This is a genomic window from Paenibacillus sp. FSL R7-0302, from assembly GCF_038006885.1.
Taxonomy (GTDB): Bacteria; Bacillota; Bacilli; order Paenibacillales; family Paenibacillaceae; genus Paenibacillus_AQ.
Genome location: NZ_JBBOWB010000002.1, coordinates 890,531 through 911,320 on the forward strand (window position 1 = coordinate 890,531; position 20,790 = coordinate 911,320).

The following is a 20,790-nucleotide window of genomic DNA, read 5'->3' on the forward strand; positions in this document are numbered from 1 at the left end:
AATTATGAATCATTCCACTAGAAAATATGCTGTCGCCATGCTAAGCCTGGCGGTTCTCAGCCAGTCCATCGCCTTCGGAGCCTATGCGGCGGCCGGGCCTTCAGCGGGAAAGGCGGCTACAGCCGCCGTGTCCACGCTGGAGGGACTGGGGGCGGTCTCATTGAAGAGCGGGGTGAGCGTGAAGCTGCTGGACGCTGCCCTTCAGCCCCAGGAGAGCGGGAATATGATTACGTACACCCTGAATTACGTCAACGGGAGTAACAGCAACGTGAGCCTGATTGATTATTTCTCCAAGGTTACTACCTCAAGCGGCGCAGTTATTCAAGGCAAGCCGGTAACAAGCAGTGCTGCGATCAAGTCTATTCCGGCTAATAGCAGCCAGTCGGTCACGTATTATGTCAATGCGGGGAAGGCTGCCAAAATAACCGGAGTCCGAATCGCCCTGTACGGCTGGGACTTCAGCCAGGCGAATTACCAGAAGAAGCTGGGAACGTTCACGATTCCGGGTTCCTATTCGGTAGCCACCGCCAGAGGGCAGAGCAAGAAGCTGGTCCTGGCGGGTATGCCGGTGATCAGTAAGGCCGAGAGCCTGCAGATCGTTAAGGCTAACGGAAAAGTGTATGCCAGGGTGGGCATCAGCTTCGCCAATTCGGGCACCAAGGTGCTTAAAGACACGGGCCTGAAGGGATATCTGATATCCTCGGGAGGCTCCAGATTTGAACTGAATGCCGCTCCTGCCGATTACCAGATTCAGCCCAAGGAGAAACGGACCGTGCAGTATCTGGCGGACATCCCCTCCTATACGAAGACGGATAATATGTCCCTGCAATTCGTCCAGGAAGACAGCGAGCTGCAGCTGAACCTGCCGGTGGCTGAGTATAAGCTGCCTGCTGCACAGTCGCCCAACTTCACCGTACCCGCTAATGCCGTCGCGAAGCTTAAGATAGCTAACCATACAATTGAGACACAGCTCGCAAGCGCGGCGGTGTATTCGGAGGATCATCTGGCGAAATGGAGCCTGAAATTCCGGGTGCGCAACACAGGCAACCAAGCGGTGACGATTCCGGCCTACCCCTTCAGCCTGACGACTGCCGAAGGGTACAGCTATCCGGTAAGCAATAAGGCACTGGCCGGTCTGAGTCTGAAGCCGCTGGAGGAGCGGGTAGTCGAACTCAGTGCAGAGCTGCCCCTGAAGCTTAATCAGGGAGTGCTCCAGCTACAGATGAACGAGCCGGCAGAAGAGGGCCGGATCGCCTTCCCGGCGGCTTACTATCAGATTCCCTACTCCTTACAGCCGAATCATCTGCTGGCGACTGAGTACCCCGTGCAGAACAGTCTGGGTACCTTCGTGGTGAAGCTGGAATCGGTGGAACGCCTGCCGTGGTCGGACCGCGATCAGGTCGTGACCAAGATCAGCCTCCGCAACTCAGGGTCCACGAATGTGCAGCTTCCGGCGCTAACAGCGCTTCTGAAGGCGGGGGATCTCGATATCAGCGGCAGTGCGCAGATGGTGATCGAAGGCTCCAAGAGCCAATTGGCCCCGCAGGAGACAGCGGTTCTGTATATCACGGGGAACCTTCCCTATTCTTATCAGCTGATGAAGCTGAAGGTGATCCTCCAGTATCCTTCGGAAGAGACCCAGGCGAATTTCCTTACGCTGTTCACCAGCCAGGTGGAGAATACCTTAAGAACCGTAGCGGCCGGTCAACCCTTCCGCCTGGAGCTGGCCGGGAAGAAGGCAGAGATTCTGGAGCGGCAGAGCCGGATCTATCCGGGCACCGATTCCAAGCTGATCTATACCGAGCTGGTGATGACCAACGAGGAACTACGTAAGACCCAGCCGGCGCAGCTGGTGGGCTACTACCGGACCCCGGATCGGCAGTATTTCGAGGCGGTAATCTCGCAGTCCGCCGCAGCCCTGAACCCCAAAGAGAAGAGTCTCGTAACCGTCTGGAGTAAGCTTCCTCCGGAGATCAATGCGTCGGATCTAACCCTTTTCCTCGGGGAAGGCATCGCCGAAGGCAAGCTGACCACACCCGGCGCAGTGCCGGCCGCTTACATCCAGACCGTGGGCCTGGGGCTGAGTCCGGCCAATCCTGCTCCGCAGCCGTCCCTTCAGAAGCTGGACCTGTTCCCGTACTCCCTGTCCGTGAACCAGGTGACCGCTACTATGCCTGAAGACCGGGAGTCCATAGAGGTACAGATGAACTACCGGTTAACCCGCAGTGAGCAGTATGTTGCTGAGGCGAATGAGCATAAGCTCGTAGCCGAGCTGATCGATCCGTTCGGTCAGCCGTCGGAGCAGCTTCTGCCTCTGGGAGACGGACCGGCTGGTGCGGGAGCCACGGGCAGCTTGTCCTTCCCGCTGAACAACAAAGCATACAAGGCCCTTAACGGCGGCACGGTGCGGTTGAACATCTATGACGAGTTCCAGGGCAAACGGATTCTACTGGGCAGCCAGAATTATGCTGTGGTGTATGAGCGGCCTGCGCCGAAGAAGGCGGAGGGGGAGTGATATGAAGTTGGAATGAACAGCGTAAGGATGACAAGAGGAGACTAGACAGGTCTCTTTAAGAGAGCTGCCTATGTAGGCAGATAAGGAACAGGCCGTATCCAGAGGAAGGATAGCGGCTTGTTTTCTACAGTATAGAAAAGTGCATACTGCGATTAAGTAAAAAGTGAAATTATTCAGGACAGAAATGGAAGACATATGGGATAATAAAGCAATATAAGGTGAGTGGATAGAGAAGACGGAGTTGCATGAGCTTGGGTTAAACGTAAATAGTAATGACAAAACTATACAGTACGAGATTTGCATTTTAACAAAGAAGGGAGAGCGCGATAATGAAGTCTAGGATCGAAATCATATCTTTGCTGGATCAGTTGGACATTGTAGTCGCTGACGATCTTGAAGGGCAGGATTTGGATTTTAAGGAATGGGGCAATCGCAGCTTAAATGATAACCTCTCTCTTATGGTGAAAATGGCAGTTTGTATGGCTAATGGAGGTGGAGGTACAGTCGTCTTCGGTGTGGCTGATCGCGTTAGAGGAAAGAGTAAAGCCCTAATTGGTGTGCCGTATGAGGTGGATGTGCTTACTTTACAGAAGTGTGTATACGAAAGAAGCGAACCCCATATAACGCCTGTATTTGAAGAGATCCGAATCTTTGAAGGTACAGGGAGAATTCTTCTGATGCATGTGTATCCCGGTATACCCCCATACACCTTAACAGACGGCGCTGCAACAATTAGACAAGGAAAAGATTGTATTCCATTCACAGGTACTTTAAGAAGACAACTGGTTGAGACAACAGGTCAAGTGGATTTAACTGCAGAGATTGTTTACGAAGACTGGAAGGATAACATATCTCCATCTGCAGTCGAACGGATACGAGAAATGATGTCTGCTGAGAGAGCGCCTGATGGACTAAAAGATTTAAATGATGAGGATTTACTTAGCTCAATCGGAGCATTGAAAGGAAATCACCTTACAAAAGGCGCAATTCTCCTTGTTGGAAGGCCTGATGCAATTGCTCGTCTAGTACCTGAATATCGTTGGTCCTACCGCAAGATGATGAGTGATACTGACTACTCCCATCGTGACGATGGAACGCAAGCAATACCTATTGCATTACACGAATTAGAACGTTTTATAGCTGTGGACAATCCAATGGTGACAATCGAATCTGGATTAGTGCATCCAGAGTTCAGCACTTACCCTCGAATTGCACTACGTGAAGCGTTGCTAAATGCGTTCGGTCATCGCGATTTTAGAATGATAGGTGCAGTGATGCTTAAACATTATCGAGATAAGCTAATCATAACTAATCCTGGCAAGTTCATAGGTGGAATAACCCCTCTAAATATTCTCCATCATCCTCCAGTAGCTAGAAATAATCATCTGATGGACTTGTTGGATCGCTTAAAACTCGTTAACCGTTCTAATCTGGGTGTCTCCCGGATTTACCGCTCTCTATTAGTTGAGGGTAAGGAGCCACCGATATACAGGGAAGTGGGAAACCATATCGAACTAACATTCACAGCTTCCCCTTTAAATACTGGTTTTATGAACTTGATTAATAAAATGACGGAAAGTAATCAGCTTGTTGATGTCGACCATCTTCTGATTATTCAGTATTTGATGCGGCATGAAGATATTGATACGCATAATGCTGCTCTAGTCACACAAAGAAGTCTGGAGCAAGCAAGGGAATTGCTTAGTAGACTTGCACACAACATGAATCTAATTGAATCTGTCGGTCGTGGGAGAGGACGCTACTACACTCTAACCAGAACGGCATATGAGCATCTGAAAGGTAACATGACGTATGAGCGACAACAGAGCTTGGATAAAGAAGCTATTAAGATTCGGTTACTATCAATCTTGCGGGAGCGAGAGCTAACGAACAGAGAGATTAGACAGATGACAGGTCTAACCAGTAAACAGGTTCAGCGAGTTATAAAAGACCTTGCGACAGATGGAGTTAAAGTTATAGGTCATGGAATGGGCGCTAGGTATGTATTGGATCGGGAATAGGGACAAATAAGGACAGAATAAGGACAATAGATACATATGATAACCAAGGATGCACAGGTTTTCACGGAAAGAATTAGGACAAGTAAGGATTGAATAGGGACAATTGGATAAGGAGTGGATGAATGGAATTGTTCTCTTCTAACAAATGAGTTTTGCTTTTGTAATGATATGCTGAACCTTATCATAATTCATGTGTAAAAAATAAAACCCAAAACAAGCCTCTAGAATACTTCTAAGGCTTGTTTTGGGTGCATTAAATTACGCTACAGCTCTAACCAGCGGCCCACACATCCAATTCAATCTTCAGCTCAGGCAGACCTAATCCCTGGATATAAGCAACCGTCATGGAGGGCGGCGTGGGGCCGAACACCTTATTCCAGATGGAATAGAAATGATCCCAATCGATTTCCTCCGTGGCCCAGATGTTGATTTTGATGACATGATCGGGAGTTAGTCCTTGAGAGGACAGAATGTCAACAATATTGCTCATCGTATGGGTTACTTGCTGGTTGAAGTCGGCAGGGATATTATTGTTCTGATCGATCCCGATTTGACCGGAAAAGACATACATTTCAGCGTCTCTGCTGATCTTAGTGACATGGCTGTAGCTTCCAACCGGTTTTGCTATATTTTCCGGATTATATCTTTGAATGACATTGTTATTTAGGCTCATTGCTTATAAGTCTCCTTTTAAATGGGTTGTTTTTTCATAGTATTACTTCATATTGGACAGACCTATCCCGTCCACATGAATTCTAGAAAAAAACAGCAGTCGAATACCCGATTCCAGCAGACAAATATTGAATAGATCTCTTTTTCATCAGGTATCCCTCCTAGACATTTAAAATTTAACTTACGTAAGAATGATAACATATCCTCAACAAAAACCAAAATACAGGGTGCGATAAGGTGCGGGGCGGCAAAATAAGTTAAAATTTCCCTCTGTCGTAATACTTCCGCCCTGTTGGCCTGCAGAAGCGTATGCGATGATGGATTCATCAAACGGCGGCAAGTTCGCCGGGAGATCTTCAGGCTATTGCGGTTCTTCCTTCTACTCAATTGGATGAATTAGAGCCGCAGCTCTCCTGAAGGATGCTTATCCAGAGAGGAGGCGTCCAGGCTATTGTATTCCTTCCTTCTACCCATGGACTGAAACCGAGTAGGGATACGGCTCTCCTGGACACTTTTACTATGAAAATAAACCGAATTTACCTGCGTAGAGCAGGCAAAATGATGCTGAAACACACACCTGACGCTGCTGACACGAAACAGCTCCCGAAGGGGTACTTGGCCGCAGCTCTCCGCAATCTGCAGGGGCTCGGGTATACCCTGTCGCCTGCCTTCTTCCGGGCGGTCCAGAGGCTGCCCCGCGAGGCCTTCGAGCAGCTATACTATCCGCTGATTGCAGATATAAGACGGATGGTTGGCGCGCATGTGCATTATGCACCGATGTATCCGGGGTTCCCGGAGCAGGTCATGCAGGAGGACGAAGCGGAGCTGTATTTCAATGCGATGTTCCATTACTACACTTGGGAAGTGCCGGGTGCTGAGCCTGTGCAGAGAGAACCGCTTCAGGAGAAAGTCACGCTGAAGGTCATTGACCTGGGCAGCATCACGGAGTTCCGGACCCTAATCCGCCAGCTGATGGAGGCCAGAGGCTCGATCTCGGCAGAGGATCAGAAGGATATCGATGCTGTGATTGCGAATACAGCCAACGAAGAGCTGGATGAACTCCTGCCGCAGGAGATCCCGTTCAAGGAGATTGCCGGTTATGTGGCGGCGTCGCTGCTTAAGCATGGTAAGGCGGATGTGGCGAGAATAAGCCCTTACTTCAAGACGGCAACCGATGTGCTGCGGCTGGCGGTGGCCTGGTCGGAGGGCGATGTTAGTCTGGCCTTGCCCACCCGTTTCCGCAAGTTCAAACGTAGTGAACGCCGGCTGCTGCTGGGGCTCTTGGAGCGGTGTCAGCCGATCACGGAGGATATGCTTAGGTACAGGGAGCGCTGGATTCGTCTCGGCGAGATCCTGCATCCATCTGAATACAAGCAGCGGTATAAGCGCTGTGAGGAAGCTTTTGATATCCTGCGCAACAGAAAAGCCTTCACGACCTTTAATGGAAGTGTGGAGCTGGCCCTTCAGTATCACCAGATGTGGACGGCGCTGGATCTGCTGGCGAAGCGTCCGGGTGAATTCGCACGAAGATTGGCGAAGCTGCTGCGGATGACCCGGGAGCCTGAGTATGTCGTGATGGCCTTCGGCGAAGTGGCCGATCAGGTATCGACCCCGGTGCTGCTACAGGTGAAGAACTACTTCGAACGCCAGCGGGAGCTGCCGGATCTGAGGGTGTTTTTCCCCAAGGGAAATGTCGCCAAAGCCTGGGCCACCCCTAACACCCTGCCAGAGATCAGTGAAGAAGCCTGCCGGGATATTGTGGATCTCTGCGAGCAGACGCTGGTTGCGCGCTTCTCTGCACAGCCTTCCCTGGGGAAGGTATATGTTGACGAGCGCCTGAAGAATTATCTTGTGCCGTTCTCCCAGAGATCGGCCAGTAAAGCGCTGCATACTCTGGTACGGGGAAGCCGGATTCCGATGGCCGAAGGGAACACGATCCGCTTCTTCTGCTGGTGGAAGGAAGGGAAGGTGGACGGTACATCCACAGGCCGCGTAGATATTGACCTGTCCGCCGTGATGTATGATCAGAACTGGAAGTACGTAGAGCATATCTCTTATACCAATCTGCGCTCGGCACAATATCATGCAGCCCATAGCGGGGATATTGTAACGGCGCCCTACGGGGCCAGTGAGTTCATTGATCTGCATATTCCTTCTATTGTTGAGTATGGCGGAAGGTATGTGGTGGCTACCCTCCATTCTTTCACAGGACAGCCGTACTGCAATCTGCCGGAGTGCTTCACGGGCTGGATGATGCGGAAGAAGCCAGGGTCCGGTGAAATCTATGAGCCAGCTACGGTGTCGAACAAGATTGATGTCACGGCGGATACCCAAATCGCCATTCCTGTGATACTCGATCTGGTGGAGCGGACCGTGATCTGGACAGACCTGTCCCTGACCAGAGATCCGTTCCATGTGAATAACGTGGAGGGGAACCAGAAGGGGATGGTAATCATCGGCAAGGCGATGACCTCGCTCCGAAAGCCCGATCTGTATGAATTGTTCACGCTTCACGCCAAAGCCCGCGGCGAACTGGCCGCTTCACCGCAGCAGGCCGATACCGTATTCTCGGTGGATCAGGGAGTGACTCCATACCACATTGAGCAGATTATGGCCGAATATGTGGTGTGAGCAGAGCGGGCAACCGGTTGGCTTATAAAAAAAGGGGTGTCTCCGCCATTTGCATGGTGTGGGACACCCCTTCTTTAATGTATGCGAAAACCGAATATCGATGGGTACTGCTGCGCTGAGAGAAGGACCCCATGCTCCACAGCAAGTAACAGTTATAGAGAAATCCTGCAGAAAGTGCAACAATGCTACCTCATAGAAGCGGTATATGCCTGAAATCCTGCACGAAATGCAACAAATCCAGCGCTAACTCGCTCTAAATTTCGAAATTTGTGCAAATAATGCAACATTGTACTCCAGCCAGTATCTTTTTGAAAGGAATCCTGCAAAAAGTGCAACAATCCTGCTCCTTACAAGCGGACGACGAGAAAAGCACCAGCATCCTTCACCTGTTAGGACGGTACCTATTCTATCTCGATTCCGTACCAGCCGTCGGCCAGCGTAGTCAGCTTATACTTAATCGGCTCTGCGGCATAGGCCTGCTCCACCATGCTCTGACTTGCGCAATACACGATATGATAGGTGGGGCCATGCTCCCGTTCCCAGTCGAATACGAACCGGAGGAGCGGCTTCCCGTCCTGCCTGCTGTAGCGCACGAAGTCCAGGCTGTCTCCGGACCATGCAGCGATCTGCCCGATCTTGTCTTGCATTTCTGTATTCACACTGTCATGAAACGGAGAGGTGGTATTACCATTATTGGAGTAGATGAAGGTATTCCCGATATCACTCCGTTCATCCAGGTTGTCCATCAGCAGCAGGGTCTCCGACTTCACGGCCTCAAACTGCCCGCTATGCTCATGGAATAGTCCGTATTTCGCCCCGGAGGGATCATAACGGATGATGAAGCCTGCTGCTGCAAGCAACAGTATGAGGGTCATGCCAATGAAGATTCGTGTCCTGCGGCTCAATCATTTCACCTGCCTACTTATTTAGAATGTTTTTACGGAGCCGCTGAACTCCAGCTCGCAATCAATTGTTGTAATGAACGGCACATATTTGCCATTGAACCGTTCGTAGTGCTGCAGGGTGAACCAGTCCACAAATCCCGGATTATTGATCTCATCATCGGCATCCAGGCCGAAATGATCGTAGAAATGGAATACCAGCTTCCCGCTGAATTGCCCCCCGATGTTCTTGAAGTCCTTAATGGTAATATTATGACCATGGAAGGCATGAATGGCGAGCGATAACGCCAGATTGCTCTTCTCTGTAAATACCGGATACGGGCTCGTCGGAAATTGATTCACATAATTATTCACAAGATTCCGGCTGCTGTTCGGGTCAAATTTCAGCCTGGACAGATCACCGTTATTACTGCGCAGCTCCTGCACAACATAATTCTTGATGAGCTCTACATAGTTCTGGGTGCTGGAGTCAGTAATAACGGCGTTGCCCAGCTGGCTGTTATGATACTTGATGTATTTGCTGGTATCGAAGGTATCGCCAAGGGCTACCGATGTTCCCTCGGTTATGGTTTTGCTGTATTTGAAGGTTGAGATCAGATCGCCAAGAACGAACTTCATATCATCTGTTGCACCTATCTTACCGACAGCGAACAGAACGGCCATCTCGCCCCAGATCATGGACTCGGGCGTAATCCTGGCCACCGAGAATACCGGGCCCAGCTTGATTAATTCACTATACGTGTAGTCATTGAATGTCAGGTCGTCAGAGACAGGGGACGTTCCCTGCGCAGCGGTCTTCAGAATCCCTTCCCTGTGATTCGATTGAAGGATTAAGGCCTGCTCCACATCTGGAATCAGTCTTCTGCTGTCCACCGCATCGTTCAAGCCGTCGCCGTCCGTATCGGCCAGGTTGGGATTGGAGTACAAATAAGCGTAGACCTTGTCGCCGGATTTGACAATGCGAATCTCTTGCCCGTCCTTAAGACCGTCGTTATCGCTGTCAGCATCCAGATAATTCAATCGGATAGCCGCACCGCCAGTACCAACACGCAGTCTTCCGGCCTGCATCTCCTTCTCATGATAATCACTGATGCCGTCCTTGTCGGTGTCCTTGTACAGGTCAGAAGTCTCCGCAATCGTATCGAAAATTCCATACAACTGGCTGGCATTGCTCGCATGATAATAGCTGCCGCCGGTGCCCTGGGCCATGCTGGTCAGCACACTGGTCGAAATACTGCTCCCCAGGCCCACTGTATAAATGACGATGCCCTGATCCGCAGCCCGCTTAGTCAGAGCGGTGTCATAAGAGCCTTCCCCGTCCGTGAGCATGATAATGTACTTCAGGACATCCGCTCTGCCGCCGGCGGCGAACAGACTAAGCGCACTGGCAATCCCGCTGCTCAGAGTCGTTCCGCCATACGCATCAATCCGTCCCGCAGCCTGACTCAGCACGGCCTTGTCTGAAGTGAAGCCGGATAATACCGTAGCATAGTCGTCAAAATCAACCACAGCCCCGCGGTCACTGTCCGTCAGCAGATCAACAAACTGCCGGGTGACGCTGATTCTCACATTGTTCCGGTCATTATCTGACATACTGCCCGAGGAATCGATGACGAAGGCGATATCCATCCCGGCATAATGCTCCTGCCCCTCATCATACAGGAACTTATACTGCCAGACCTGGTCGTAGACCGTCTTATTCAGGAGAATGTATCTGGAGAAATGAGCCGTCCCGGCCGAGACCACATTTCCGTCCACCTGCTGATCCGGCAGCTCCTCGAACAGCTGCGACTCCTCATTGTAATAGTAGATCCGCGGCGCAAAATCTGCCTGATTCCATAGGCTCTGATCGAACTCAAAGGAGATCGTTGCCTTCTCAAAGCTTCCCTCGATGGAGAAATTATAGCCTTGATCAATGTATCCGGGAATGGTTGTATCATTAAGAATGCCGTCTTGGACCGGCTGGACAGACAAGCTGTCTACCTGCTCCGCAGTGATCCCTTCAACGAACACACTTGGAACGGCCTTGCCCCCGGCATCCTCTGCCTTCACCGTTCTTGCGAACTTCGCCTCAGGCACAAGCGGGTCGCTACCGATCTTGAGTTCCCAGGCGTCAGAGAGCCCGTCGCCATCGGTGTCGGCCTTCAGGGGATCGGTCTTGTGCGTATGAACCTCTTCGCCGTCCGTAAGCCCGTCACCGTCACTGTCCTCGCTGATGAGGCTGGTGCCCAGCAGCAGCTCCTCCAGATTAGTTAATCCATCCTTATCGTAGTCTTCATCACCGTCAGCGGTCCCATTCTTATCACTGTCCGGTTCAAGCGGATTCAGCTTCAACACGAGCAGCTCATCCCGGTCGCTTAATCCGTCACCATCGGTATCCTTGCTGGTAGCGGAGAGCCCATAATGCTCCTCATAGTAATCGCTGATGCCGTCATTATCGCTGTCCTTCTCCCGGTCGATCCCGAGGTTATCCAGATTGCCCTCGTCGAAGTTCACGATCATATACTCTTTGGTCACTTCAGTCCCGTCTTGAACTTGTGCGCGCAGCTTCAGCAGATTGTATCCGGTCCCAAGCCCGATTCCTTCTGCAGACCACACCGCACTTACAGGGATTGTCCCTTGCTGGAGGACTGCTTTATTTCGGTCTTCAATCTGATAAGTGAGGGCCGTAACGCTTGCTGTCCCGCTCAGCGTTCCGGTCAGCTTATCCATCTTCGAGGTCAGGAAGTAGTAGTCTCCATCCGGACTGTTCTGAAGCTGGAGGCTGTACGTATCGAGCTGTACGGATACCCCCTCCGGTTCAGGAGCTTCCTGCCTTGAAGAGATCTGCGTCAACTGATAGCCTGAAGGCCCGCTTACCACATTCCCCGGACTCCCGGAGAAGCCCAGGATAAGAGTCTCACCCGGCTGAATGTTGGCATTGTAGCCCGCATTATGTATAACGTAATGATTTCCGGTATGGCTGGTGATGTCAGCCGTCCAGAAGCGGTCCAGCTTCCCGTCATAATCGAATTCCAGCGTCCAATCCTCAATGGCGGAGTGCGATATATTTTTAATGGCAATCTCGCCGTTAAAAGCGCTCCCCCAATCACTTGTTACCTTGAAGCTTGTTTCGTATTGCCCCGCCGGTACGATCTGTTCCGCGCCCTGCATTTCAAATGCTACAGGCAGCTGAAGCTCTCCTTCAAATGAAGCCGTGAAGCCAAAATTCACACTGCCGCCTACCGGAATGTCCTGGTTGCTGCCCGCATTCTTGATGGTATACATCCCGTTCTCGTAGGCCTGTACCTGTCCGTTCCAGATATTCGTAATCTCATAAGGGGATGTAAAACCAATACTCCAGTTCTCCAGCGTCCGGTACCCCGTATTCCTGATTGTGACATCTGCGTTAAAGGCATCCTCCCACTTGGAGGAAATCGTGTAGATTACCTCGTACCCCTCTCCAGTGTACGTTGTTTCCTGCCTGCCGCCCGTGTCTTCCTGAGCTAGAGCGGGCCTGAGCTGAAGAGAAGAGAATACCAACACCAGAATGGCAAATAAGATGAAGCTTCGTTTCATGATCCTTTTCTTGAACATTGCTGCCGTTCCTCCTTATATGTTCGCTAATAGGGTGGAGAATATGTAAGATCTTGGAGTATATAAATCTATCATATTTGCATAAAGAGGTTTAGGCAACAACAAATGGAATAAAAGTATGAGGACGACAAATAGGGCCGAAGTTGTGGAAAATCGGGCTTGCATTCAGCCATGAATTCTGTTATTTTGATATTAACAAAATGTAATTATCAATTAGTTAATAAGTAATCATTTTCTTAGGATACAGAGAAGCGGAGGGATGAGCATGAAGAAGGCACCCGGCAACTGGAGCGGGTTTGAACTCGCCTGGCTGGTGATATTTACGCTGATCGCTGTTACTTTTACGGTGATGTCCAAGGATTCGCTCTTCGGGTTCACGGTCTTCATCACCGGGGTACTATGCGTGGTGCTGACGGCGAAGGGGAAGCTGGCGAGCTATGGATTCGGGATGTATAATACGTTCGGATATGCTTATTTGGCCTATATCAACGGATTATTCGGCGAGGTTATGCTGAATCTGCTATTTTTTGTGCCGATGAATATTGTAGGCTTCTATATGTGGAAAAGAAACATGCACGGCGGCAAGCTGTCCATGCGCCAAATGGAAACGAGGGGCATCCTGCTCACCGTTGCAGTCTGTGTGGCGGGAGCGCTGCTGCTGGGCTTCGGCTTATCGTTCATTCCCGCGCAGAATTCGCCTTACATCGATGCCCTGACTACCGTGTTATCGGTAGTGGCAACGCTGCTGATGGTGCGTCGTTTCAAGGAGCAGTGGCTAGTCTATATTGTGCTGAATATGTTCACCGTGCTGCTCTGGGTGATCCGGACGCTGGAAGGCAGCGGGGAGGGGCTGCTGATGATTGTCATGTGGAGCGCCTATCTGATCAATGCGGTCTACGGCTACTACAACTGGAACAAAGGGGCTAAGGAGGCGCTGTCATGAAAACACTTGGATTAACACTCGGGAAGTTCGCCCCGCTGCATAAAGGGCACCAGTTCATGTTCGAGACGGCGCTGCGGGAGGTTGACGAGCTGATTGTGGTGATCTATGAGACCAAGGTCTCTCCGGTACCTCTGCAGATCCGGGCGAACTGGATTCGCAGCCTCTATCCTGCCGTCCGGGTAATCGAGGCCTGGGACGGCCCCGATGGATACTCGGATGACAGGGAGCATGAGATCCGGGAGGAGCAGTATATTCTCGGGCTGCTGAAGGGCGAGCAGGTGACCCATTTTTATTCGAGTGAATTCTATGGAGAACATATGAGTCTGGCGCTGGGTGCTATTGACCGGCGGGTGGATGAGGCGAGGGTGCAGGTTCCGGTATCGGCCACGATGGTCCGCTCGGACCCTTACCAATACCGGGGTTATGTCAGCGGGCTAGTCTACCGCGATCTAATTACCAAGGTCGTATTTGTAGGGGCGATGTCTACCGGCAAGTCTACGATCACCGAAGCACTTGCCCGGAGATACGGTACGGCCTTCGCCAGTGAATACGGGCGGGATTACTGGACAGAGCATCAGGTGGACCGCCGGATTGGGCTGGAGGCTTTTGACGAGATCGCGGTGGGGCATCTGGAGCGGGAAGAGCAGGCACTGCTTGACGCCAATAGGTATTTATTCGTTGATACGAATGCGATTACCACGTATATGTATGCGCTGGATTACCATGGGAAGGCACCTGACCTGCTAACCCGGCTGGCCCTGGAGAACGCGCAGCGCTATGACCTGTTCTTCCTGTGCGACGACGATATTCCGTATGACGATACGTGGGACCGCAGCGGGGATCAGAAGCGGCAGGTGTTCCACAAGCAGATTATCGCAGACCTGAAGGAGCGGCGGATTCCCTATATAACCCTTAGGGGCACGCTTACGGAACGTATAAGCAAGGTGGACAGTGTACTGGCAAAATTCAAGCCGTACGGGAATTATTTCGGTGAGCTGGAGCATTGAACCAGAGGGCAGAGGAGGCGGAGAGTGTGGAATTGAGAGATCGTAACGGACTTACGGAACAGGAATTCCTGGAACAGTACCGGCCTGGGGATTATGTGCGGCCTTCAGTGGCTACGGATATGGTGATCTTCACTGTCACAGACACAGAAGCAGACCAGGGGCCTGGTCCAGTGGCGAAGGAGCTGCGCTTGCTGCTCATCCGCAGAGGCGGGCATCCTTGCCTGGGCAAGTGGGCGCTGCCGGGCGGCTTCATCGAGCCGCATGAGAGCGGGGAGCAGGCGGCTGCGCGGGAGCTGTATGAGGAGACCGGCGTTACCGGCGTCTATCTGGAGCAGCTTCGCACCTTCAGCGATCCCGGGCGCGACCCCCGCACTTGGGTGATCAGCAGCAGTTATATGGCGCTGGTCGACAGCCGCCGCAGCCAATTAGAGGCAGGGGATGATGCCGAGGCTGCGGCCTGGTTCAAGGTAAGCTACCAGCTCCGGCAGGAGCATAAAGAGCTGCTGGAGCAAGGCTGCATCCGCACCCGTACCTATGAGCTGCGGCTGGAGGCCGCAAACCAGGCTCTGACTGCGGTGGTAGAACAGACGGTGACGGCGGCACCGGCGGCCAGATCGGTGCAGTATGCCGTCTTGTCCAATGACGGACTTGCTTTTGATCACGCTAAGATCATTGCTTATGCCATTGAACAGCTGCGTCAGGAGACGGAAAGAACAGGAATCGCACTGCACTTAATGCCTGCGCGCTTCACCCTGGCGGAATTGCAGCAGGTCTACGAGGTGATTCTCGGCCAGGAGCTGCTGAAGGCGTTCTTCCTGGACAAGGTGGCTGCGCTTGTAACCGCAACTAACCTGTACACAGAGCATACGGAACACACACCCTCCCGCCGCTTGTATCAGCGGAACTGGGGAGAAGTCTGAATCTATTAAATCGGAGGAAATCATCCATGAACGCAGGAAGAGCAATATTAAGAACAATGGAATTCAGCCACGAACTGGATGTGCCGCTACTCAGGCGCGGCAATGCGCATCGTGACTTTCCCGCCCCCGGATGGGGAGACATTGCTGAGGTGCAGACTGCCTCCGTGCTGCTCGGCCACAGACCTCGCAATATATAGCCCCATCCCGTGATGATTCCCGGAGCTGCGGCTCGGATCACCCCGGTAGAATTGGTTAGTGGCCTCCCGCAGGTCGGCCGCTGAGAAGCCGCTGCCGGTATCGGTAACCGTGAACTGAACCGCCCCGGCTTCGCCCTGGACGAGCAGGGCAATGCTTCCCCCGGTCGGCGTGTGTTCGGCCGCATTGGCGATCAGGTTCATGATGCCCCGCAGCAGCAGCTCCTTGTAAATGAACAGGAATTCCGGCAGCTTCTCCTGCCGGACAGAGGTCTGCAGGTCCCTGCCTGCTGCGAGGGCCATCATCTGCAGCTCCAGCTCGGCTATAAGCTCGGCAGCCGGGACCCGAGTCTGCTGGCGGGATGAGCCGGCCTGCAGGCTGGACAAGTCTATGACCTCCTGCACGAAGGCTTCGATGTCTGCGGCGCTGCGGCGGATATAGCCGCTGTATTCACGCTGCGGCTCAGTCTCTACAATCTCCTGCAGCAGCTCGGCATTGCCCCGGATAATGGTCAGCGGCGTCTTGATGTCATGGGCCAGCGCAGAGATCTGCTCCCTGCGGGAGCGCTCCAGCTCCCACTGCTTCTCCAGTGAAGTCTGCAGGGCATCCTTCATCCGGTCCAGGGAGCCCAGCACCTCGTCAATCTCCTGGATGCCGCTGGGCTGGACGGTGAACTCCAGATTCTCGCGCCGGATGTTCTCGGTCGCTTCCTGCAGCCCGGCCATCCGCTCCGAGAGCTTTCGGCCGAACCGGGCTGCGAGCAGGCCAGCCTGAAGCAGAAACCCGAGCACGAAGAGCACGGGGGCCAGAAGCTGGGGGTTCGGCAGCGAGCTGCGCAGCAATGGAGAAGCGTACTGCGGCGTCAAGACATAACGGAAGATCCACAGCTTTTGTCCGTGCTCGGCGGTGGTGTAGAAGTAGGAGCCTCTGTAGTCCCCCTGCCGGGTAATTCTCCAGGCCTGCTGTGCCTCTTTAGCATTCAGATTGCCGGCCAGCGGTTTCCCGTCCAAGGTGAATACGGTGTAATCCAGCCGGTCCGGAACCTGCGGGGCCGTATCCGCTGCACCCGCAGCCAGCTGCTGCTTGAACTGGGTGATCTCCTTCTCGTCATAGTTGGCAGGCAGCACGGCACCCCAGGCGAACGCCAGCGTGAATGCGCCAAGCAGTCCTCCCAGCAGCAGAAGCGTGCCCAGACTCAGCAGCAGCAGGTATTGCAGGAAAAAGGTGCGCAGCCGCACGGTTTTGCGTTGTTTTACAGCTTCCACTTATATCCGATCCCCCAGATAGTTTCAATGGCCTCAAGCCCGTACCGGCCCAGCTTGGCGCGGATGTTCTTGACATGCTCCGTAATGGCACTGCTGTCACTCTCCCCGTCATATCCGAAGACCCCTTCATAGATATTCTCCTTGGAGAAGACCTGACCGCGGTGGCGGGCCAGAAACTCGCAGATTTCATATTCACTTTTGGTCAGCGGCACCTTGTCCTCCCGGGCGTAGAGCTCTTTACCGGAGAGGTTGAAGCGCACAGGGTCCATATACAGAATGTTGCGCTTCTCCCGGCTCTCCCGCCGCAGATGAGCGTTGATCCGCGCCCGCAGCGCACCTATGCCGAAGGGCTTCATAATATAGTCATCCGCGCCCAGCCCGAGTCCGTACATCAGGTCACTTTCCAGCGTCTTCGCCGTCAGGAACAGAATCGGACAATCCACCGCCGTGCGGATCTCCCGGCACAGGGTGAAGCCGTCCACGCCGGGCATCATCACATCCAGCAGAATCAGGTCATACGCACCGAGGTCAGTCCGGCGCACCAGCGCGGGATCAGAGAAGGTGGTTACCAGATGGCGGTCGGTACTGAGCGCGTTGGCTATCAGAGACAGGATGGCGGGTTCGTCGTCTACCACAAGTATTTTGGCCATAATCATTAATTCCTTCATTTACAGATTAGCAGGCTAGTTATCCGCAGAGCGGCCTTCCCACTTGTAGAACCATAACATACTGAGGAGGCCGGCAGCTATCGTTGCTCCTATACAGATGGATACGCCGGTGGCCAATCTCGTTTCGGCAAAAGACGGCAAGCCTCCCGAATGCTGAATCTCCAGCAGGGAGAGGAAACGGCCGCCCCAGGCGAAGGGGATATACGGCCACAGGATATCGCCAAGACCGGTCAGCATCAGGGCGGCGATCAGGCTTCCCGTGATTCCTATGCCGATAGAGACGCCCCGTCCGAAGCGCAGGCTGACTGCGAAGTGAAGCAGATAGAGCAGGATATTGCTTGCGAACAGGATCACAGACCCGGTGAGATAAAAGGGGATGCCGTGGCGGTCCTGTCCCAGCATTCCGGCAAAGCCAAGGCTGAACAGGACGAAGACTAGCAGGACAGCCCCCAGGCTGAATCCCAGCAGGAGCAGCAGCTTGCTCAAAAAGGTTGTTGTCCTGCCCGCAGGCAGGGCAAGCATCCCCTGGAACCCTCCGGAGGCGGCCTCCTGCTCCGCCGCCATCGCACAGACCAGCCCGATGAGGGTAGGAAACGCACAAGCGACGGCCTGCATGAACCCCATCACCTTGCCTGCTTCACTGGCAGGGGAGATGGAATAGTAGGCCACGAACAGGGCAGCCCCGATCAGCGGGGTCACCAGATGGAACAGGAGAAACGGGGTGCGCCGCATTTTGAGCAGATCGGCCCTGAGCAGACCCGGAAGTGCATTCATGCTACTTCGCCTCCTGTCTACGGAACCATACGGTGGTGAGCAGGAACAGGATGGCGAACCATCCGAGAGAGACCAGTGTACCCGGAAGAATCATGTCTGTGCTGCGCAGCGGGCTGTCCGCCGGGACCGGCAGGCCGTTCGGCAGGATGGACAGCACCGGACACATGAGCCTGAAGGTAATTGTATAAGGAATGTAGTCCCACAAGCCGCCCCTGTCAAATTCAACTACACCCAGAACGGTACCGAACAGGTTCAGCAGGACCGCTGCGAATAATCCGAGACGGGCAGCCAGGAACAGGCACAGCGGGATCTGCCACAGGAAGGTGAGGAAGATCAGTATGCTGCCCGCCAGACTGCTCAGCAGTGTAATCGTCTGTCCGAACAGCAGGCCCCCGGCTGTAACGCCGATCAGGAATACGAGCAGGGCGGCCAGGAGCCAGCCGATACAGGCAAGGATTTTGCCGGCCCAGAGCGTTCCCGGTGTAAAGGGCAAGGCCAGTATCCCCCGGTACTTCAGCTTCGCATCTTTCTGCAGTGCCAGCGAACAGACCAGGCTCAGCGCTCCGGGCAACAGCATCGTGTACCACCAGTTGTAGGACCCGCTCTGAAAAAAGCCGCCGCCCATCAGAACAGCGCACAAGAGCAGAGTGAATACAGGAGCGATCCAGGCCAGCTTGGGAATGAAGGTACGCCGCCATTTCAGGTGTTCCGCCCTAACGATATTAAGCATAAGCGGCACCCTCCCGCCGCTGGGCTGTTACGACCTGCATGAACAGCGCCTCCAGGTCCTGATCCGGGGAGATCGCCCCCTGATAGCCCAGCACGCCGCCTGCGATGATGCCGATATGGTCGGCTGTCTGCTCCACCTCGGAGAGCAGGTGGCTCGACAGAATGACGGTGATTCCCTGCTCCGGGAAGGAGCGGATCAGCTCCCGCAGCTCCTGAATCCCGATCGGGTCCAGCCCGTTCGTCGGCTCGTCCAGAATCAGCAGCTCCGGCTGGTTCAAGAGCGCAATCGCGATGCCGAGCCGCTGCTTCATCCCCATGGAGAATTGTCCGGCGCGTTTTTTCCCGGTAGCGGTCAGATCGACAACAGCAAGCACCTCTTCAATACGCGACTGCGGCAGTCCGAGGGCCAGTGTGCGTACCTTGAGATTCTCCCGGGCGGTCAGATTATCGTACAGCGGCGGTGCTTCAATCAATACGCCGATCCGGCTTAAGTCCTTCCGGGTCCATTCCTGCCCCTGAAAACGGATTGTCCCGGAATCGGGACGCAGCATCCCGGTAATCATTTTGAGCAGGGTGGATTTGCCTGCACCGTTCGGACCGAGCAGCCCGTAGACGGAATTGCGCGCGACTGTTAACGATACGTTGTTGACGGCTGTCTGGCGCTTGAAGCTTTTACATAGATGCTGTATTTCCAGAATATGTTCCTGCATAGTATATCATCCTTTCTCTGCCTCTACTCTAAGGGCAGATTCTAAGGATTCTGTAAGGATGACATGGCAGAGCCCCTGCCTGGGTGAACAGGAGGGGCTCTGTGTTGACTTTGCAGCAGCCGGCGGGAAGGATTAACGGCGCCGGAAGGCGCCGCCGCGGGCCAGGGCAAAGAAGATCAATAGTGCAACGATGGAGCCGATAATGGCCGGAACAATGTGGAAGCCACCTACTACAGGGCCCCTTGGACCAAGCAGCTCGGTGCCCAGCCAGGAGCCGATGAAGCCGGCGATGACATTGCCCAGCACGCCTCCCGGAACATCGCGCCCGATCAGATTGCCGCTTAGCCAGCCGATGAGTCCCCCTATGATGATTACCCAGAGCAGATACATTGATTTGTCCCCTTTCTAGTTGGTTTATTCAAGGTATGTTGAGAAGCGGGCAAGGTGAACCATCTGCGAAGGTTTATTTTTGGAAAGCGGTGAAAACAGGTGATCTGCGCTGCGGGGAGATTAACGTCCTTTGCCGGTGTTAATATTAAGTATAGGAGGAGGGATCGGATGAACAAAATTCTCGTAATCGACGATGAAGCGGCTCTTAGAGATCTGATCGAGCTTGTGCTCCGCAGAGAGAATTATGAGGTGCGGACAGCGGAGAACGGAAGTGCGGGACTTACAGCCCTGGAGGCTTTTCAGCCGGATCTGGTGGTACTGGATCTGATGCTGCCCGATTGCTCCGGCTATGACCTGTGTAAGGAAATCACCAAGCGGCAGGCGGTTCCCGTCATTATGCTGTCGGCCAAGAATGAGATTATCGATAAGGTGCTGGGGCTGGAGCTGGGGGCCGAGGATTATATGACGAAGCCGTTCGATAACCGGGAGCTGCTGGCGCGGATCAAGGTGGTGCTCCGGAGAGCCCAGAACAGCGGACTGCCGACAGATGCCGAAGATACCCGGATTACGCATGAGGAGCTGACCTTCGATCTGGAGACCAGGGTAGTGCAGAGAAGCGGCGTTCCGGTTGCCCTGACGGCCAAGGAATTCAGAATTCTGGAGACGCTGCTGAAGCGCCCGGACAAAATCTATACCCGGGATGAGCTGCTGGAGATCGTCTGGGGCTATGACTTCATGGGAGACAGCCGCAGCGTGGACATGACGATCATGCGATTAAGAAAGAAGCTGGAGGATGATGCCGAGAATCCGAAATATATCCGGACCGTCTACGGCTTCGGTTATCAGCTGGGAGGTGGCTCCGCCTGAAATAT

16 protein-coding genes are annotated in these 20,790 nt (G+C 53.5%); 7 read left to right on the plus strand and 9 right to left on the minus strand.

All coding sequences use genetic code 11. The annotated features are described in order from the left end of the window. Positions 1-4: 4 nt before the first annotated feature. On the plus strand, positions 5-2,515 hold the full coding sequence (locus MKY96_RS29755) for a hypothetical protein (protein ID WP_340946120.1): 2,511 nt from the start codon (positions 5-7) through the stop codon (positions 2,513-2,515). Between the two features lie 329 nt (positions 2,516-2,844). Further along, complete coding sequence (locus MKY96_RS29760; protein ID WP_340946122.1) at positions 2,845-4,536, plus strand: ATP-binding protein; 1,692 nt, start codon at positions 2,845-2,847, stop codon at positions 4,534-4,536. A gap of 271 nt (positions 4,537-4,807) precedes the next feature. Here the strand turns inward: MKY96_RS29760 and MKY96_RS29765 are convergent, their stop codons facing one another. Further along, complete coding sequence (locus MKY96_RS29765) at positions 4,808-5,209, minus strand: RidA family protein (RefSeq protein WP_340946123.1); 402 nt, start codon at positions 5,207-5,209, stop codon at positions 4,808-4,810. 518 nt (positions 5,210-5,727) lie between these two features. Between MKY96_RS29765 and MKY96_RS29770 the strand changes: the two genes are divergently transcribed. Next, positions 5,728-7,839 carry a TerD family protein gene (locus MKY96_RS29770; protein ID WP_340946124.1) on the plus strand — a complete coding sequence of 704 codons (2,112 nt, stop codon included), beginning with the start codon at positions 5,728-5,730 and terminating at the stop codon, positions 7,837-7,839. A 401-nt stretch (positions 7,840-8,240) separates the two neighbouring features. On the opposite strand, the gene MKY96_RS29775 is transcribed toward MKY96_RS29770, so the two are convergent. Together MKY96_RS29775 and MKY96_RS29780 are read right to left on the minus strand one after the other, a co-directional pair. Then, positions 8,241-8,714, minus strand: a complete 474-nt coding sequence (locus MKY96_RS29775) for a hypothetical protein (RefSeq protein ID WP_340946127.1) — start codon at positions 8,712-8,714, stop codon at positions 8,241-8,243. A 51-nt stretch (positions 8,715-8,765) separates the two neighbouring features. Further along, positions 8,766-12,317 carry a DUF3289 family protein gene (locus MKY96_RS29780; protein ID WP_340946129.1) on the minus strand — a complete coding sequence of 1,184 codons (3,552 nt, stop codon included), beginning with the start codon at positions 12,315-12,317 and terminating at the stop codon, positions 8,766-8,768. Between the two features lie 265 nt (positions 12,318-12,582). Between MKY96_RS29780 and pnuC the strand changes: the two genes are divergently transcribed. Genes pnuC through MKY96_RS29795 form a run of 3 tightly spaced genes read left to right on the plus strand, consistent with a single transcriptional unit; the run spans position 12,583 to position 15,187 of the window. After that, entirely contained in the window at positions 12,583-13,260 is a 678-nt protein-coding gene (gene pnuC, locus MKY96_RS29785; RefSeq protein WP_340946132.1) for a nicotinamide riboside transporter PnuC, read from the plus strand. Beyond that, complete coding sequence (locus tag MKY96_RS29790) at positions 13,257-14,267, plus strand: AAA family ATPase (protein WP_340946133.1); 1,011 nt, start codon at positions 13,257-13,259, stop codon at positions 14,265-14,267. The genes pnuC and MKY96_RS29790 overlap by 4 nt, the downstream gene beginning before the upstream one ends. 26 nt (positions 14,268-14,293) lie before the next feature. Then, complete coding sequence (locus MKY96_RS29795) at positions 14,294-15,187, plus strand: NUDIX domain-containing protein (RefSeq protein ID WP_340946134.1); 894 nt, start codon at positions 14,294-14,296, stop codon at positions 15,185-15,187. Positions 15,188-15,273: 86 nt separating this feature from the next. On the opposite strand, the gene MKY96_RS29800 is transcribed toward MKY96_RS29795, so the two are convergent. The 6 genes from MKY96_RS29800 to MKY96_RS29825 form a co-directional block, all read right to left on the minus strand. Beyond that, entirely contained in the window at positions 15,274-16,647 is a 1,374-nt protein-coding gene (locus MKY96_RS29800) for a HAMP domain-containing sensor histidine kinase (RefSeq protein WP_340946135.1), read from the minus strand. Then, positions 16,635-17,297, minus strand: coding sequence for a response regulator transcription factor (locus MKY96_RS29805; protein ID WP_340946799.1), 663 nt, complete (start codon positions 17,295-17,297; stop codon positions 16,635-16,637). The genes MKY96_RS29800 and MKY96_RS29805 overlap by 13 nt, the downstream gene beginning before the upstream one ends. A 33-nt stretch (positions 17,298-17,330) precedes the next feature. Beyond that, positions 17,331-18,089 carry a lantibiotic immunity ABC transporter MutG family permease subunit gene (locus MKY96_RS29810; protein WP_340946137.1) on the minus strand — a complete coding sequence of 253 codons (759 nt, stop codon included), beginning with the start codon at positions 18,087-18,089 and terminating at the stop codon, positions 17,331-17,333. A 1-nt stretch (position 18,090) separates the two neighbouring features. Next, positions 18,091-18,819, minus strand: a complete 729-nt coding sequence (locus tag MKY96_RS29815) for a lantibiotic immunity ABC transporter MutE/EpiE family permease subunit (protein WP_340946139.1) — start codon at positions 18,817-18,819, stop codon at positions 18,091-18,093. Next, on the minus strand, positions 18,812-19,528 hold the full coding sequence (locus tag MKY96_RS29820; RefSeq protein WP_340946141.1) for a lantibiotic protection ABC transporter ATP-binding protein: 717 nt from the start codon (positions 19,526-19,528) through the stop codon (positions 18,812-18,814). Before MKY96_RS29820 ends, MKY96_RS29815 begins: the two co-directional genes overlap by 8 nt. Before the next feature lie 132 nt (positions 19,529-19,660). Further along, positions 19,661-19,918, minus strand: a complete 258-nt coding sequence (locus MKY96_RS29825) for a GlsB/YeaQ/YmgE family stress response membrane protein (RefSeq protein WP_173134188.1) — start codon at positions 19,916-19,918, stop codon at positions 19,661-19,663. A 168-nt stretch (positions 19,919-20,086) separates the two neighbouring features. Between MKY96_RS29825 and MKY96_RS29830 the strand changes: the two genes are divergently transcribed. Then, on the plus strand, positions 20,087-20,785 hold the full coding sequence (locus MKY96_RS29830) for a response regulator transcription factor (RefSeq protein ID WP_340946146.1): 699 nt from the start codon (positions 20,087-20,089) through the stop codon (positions 20,783-20,785). Positions 20,786-20,790: the final 5 nt, after the last annotated feature.

Bases quoted from the DNA above. Each gene is read 5' to 3' on its own strand.
- MKY96_RS29755 (WP_340946120.1), top strand. From the start codon at position 5: ATGAATCATTCCACTAGAAAATATGCTGTCGCCATGCTAAGCCTGGCG.
- MKY96_RS29760 (WP_340946122.1), top strand. From the start codon at position 2,845: ATGAAGTCTAGGATCGAAATCATATCTTTGCTGGATCAGTTGGACATT.
- MKY96_RS29765 (WP_340946123.1), bottom strand. From the start codon at position 5,209: ATGAGCCTAAATAACAATGTCATTCAAAGATATAATCCGGAAAATATA.
- MKY96_RS29770 (WP_340946124.1), top strand. From the start codon at position 5,728: ATGAAAATAAACCGAATTTACCTGCGTAGAGCAGGCAAAATGATGCTG.
- MKY96_RS29775 (WP_340946127.1), bottom strand. From the start codon at position 8,714: ATGACCCTCATACTGTTGCTTGCAGCAGCAGGCTTCATCATCCGTTAT.
- MKY96_RS29780 (WP_340946129.1), bottom strand. From the start codon at position 12,317: ATGTTCAAGAAAAGGATCATGAAACGAAGCTTCATCTTATTTGCCATT.
- pnuC (WP_340946132.1), top strand. From the start codon at position 12,583: ATGAAGAAGGCACCCGGCAACTGGAGCGGGTTTGAACTCGCCTGGCTG.
- MKY96_RS29790 (WP_340946133.1), top strand. From the start codon at position 13,257: ATGAAAACACTTGGATTAACACTCGGGAAGTTCGCCCCGCTGCATAAA.
- MKY96_RS29805 (WP_340946799.1), bottom strand. From the start codon at position 17,297: ATGGCCAAAATACTTGTGGTAGACGACGAACCCGCCATCCTGTCTCTG.
- MKY96_RS29810 (WP_340946137.1), bottom strand. From the start codon at position 18,089: ATGAATGCACTTCCGGGTCTGCTCAGGGCCGATCTGCTCAAAATGCGG.
- MKY96_RS29815 (WP_340946139.1), bottom strand. From the start codon at position 18,819: ATGCTTAATATCGTTAGGGCGGAACACCTGAAATGGCGGCGTACCTTC.
- MKY96_RS29820 (WP_340946141.1), bottom strand. From the start codon at position 19,528: ATGCAGGAACATATTCTGGAAATACAGCATCTATGTAAAAGCTTCAAG.
- MKY96_RS29825 (WP_173134188.1), bottom strand. From the start codon at position 19,918: ATGTATCTGCTCTGGGTAATCATCATAGGGGGACTCATCGGCTGGCTA.
- MKY96_RS29830 (WP_340946146.1), top strand. From the start codon at position 20,087: ATGAACAAAATTCTCGTAATCGACGATGAAGCGGCTCTTAGAGATCTG.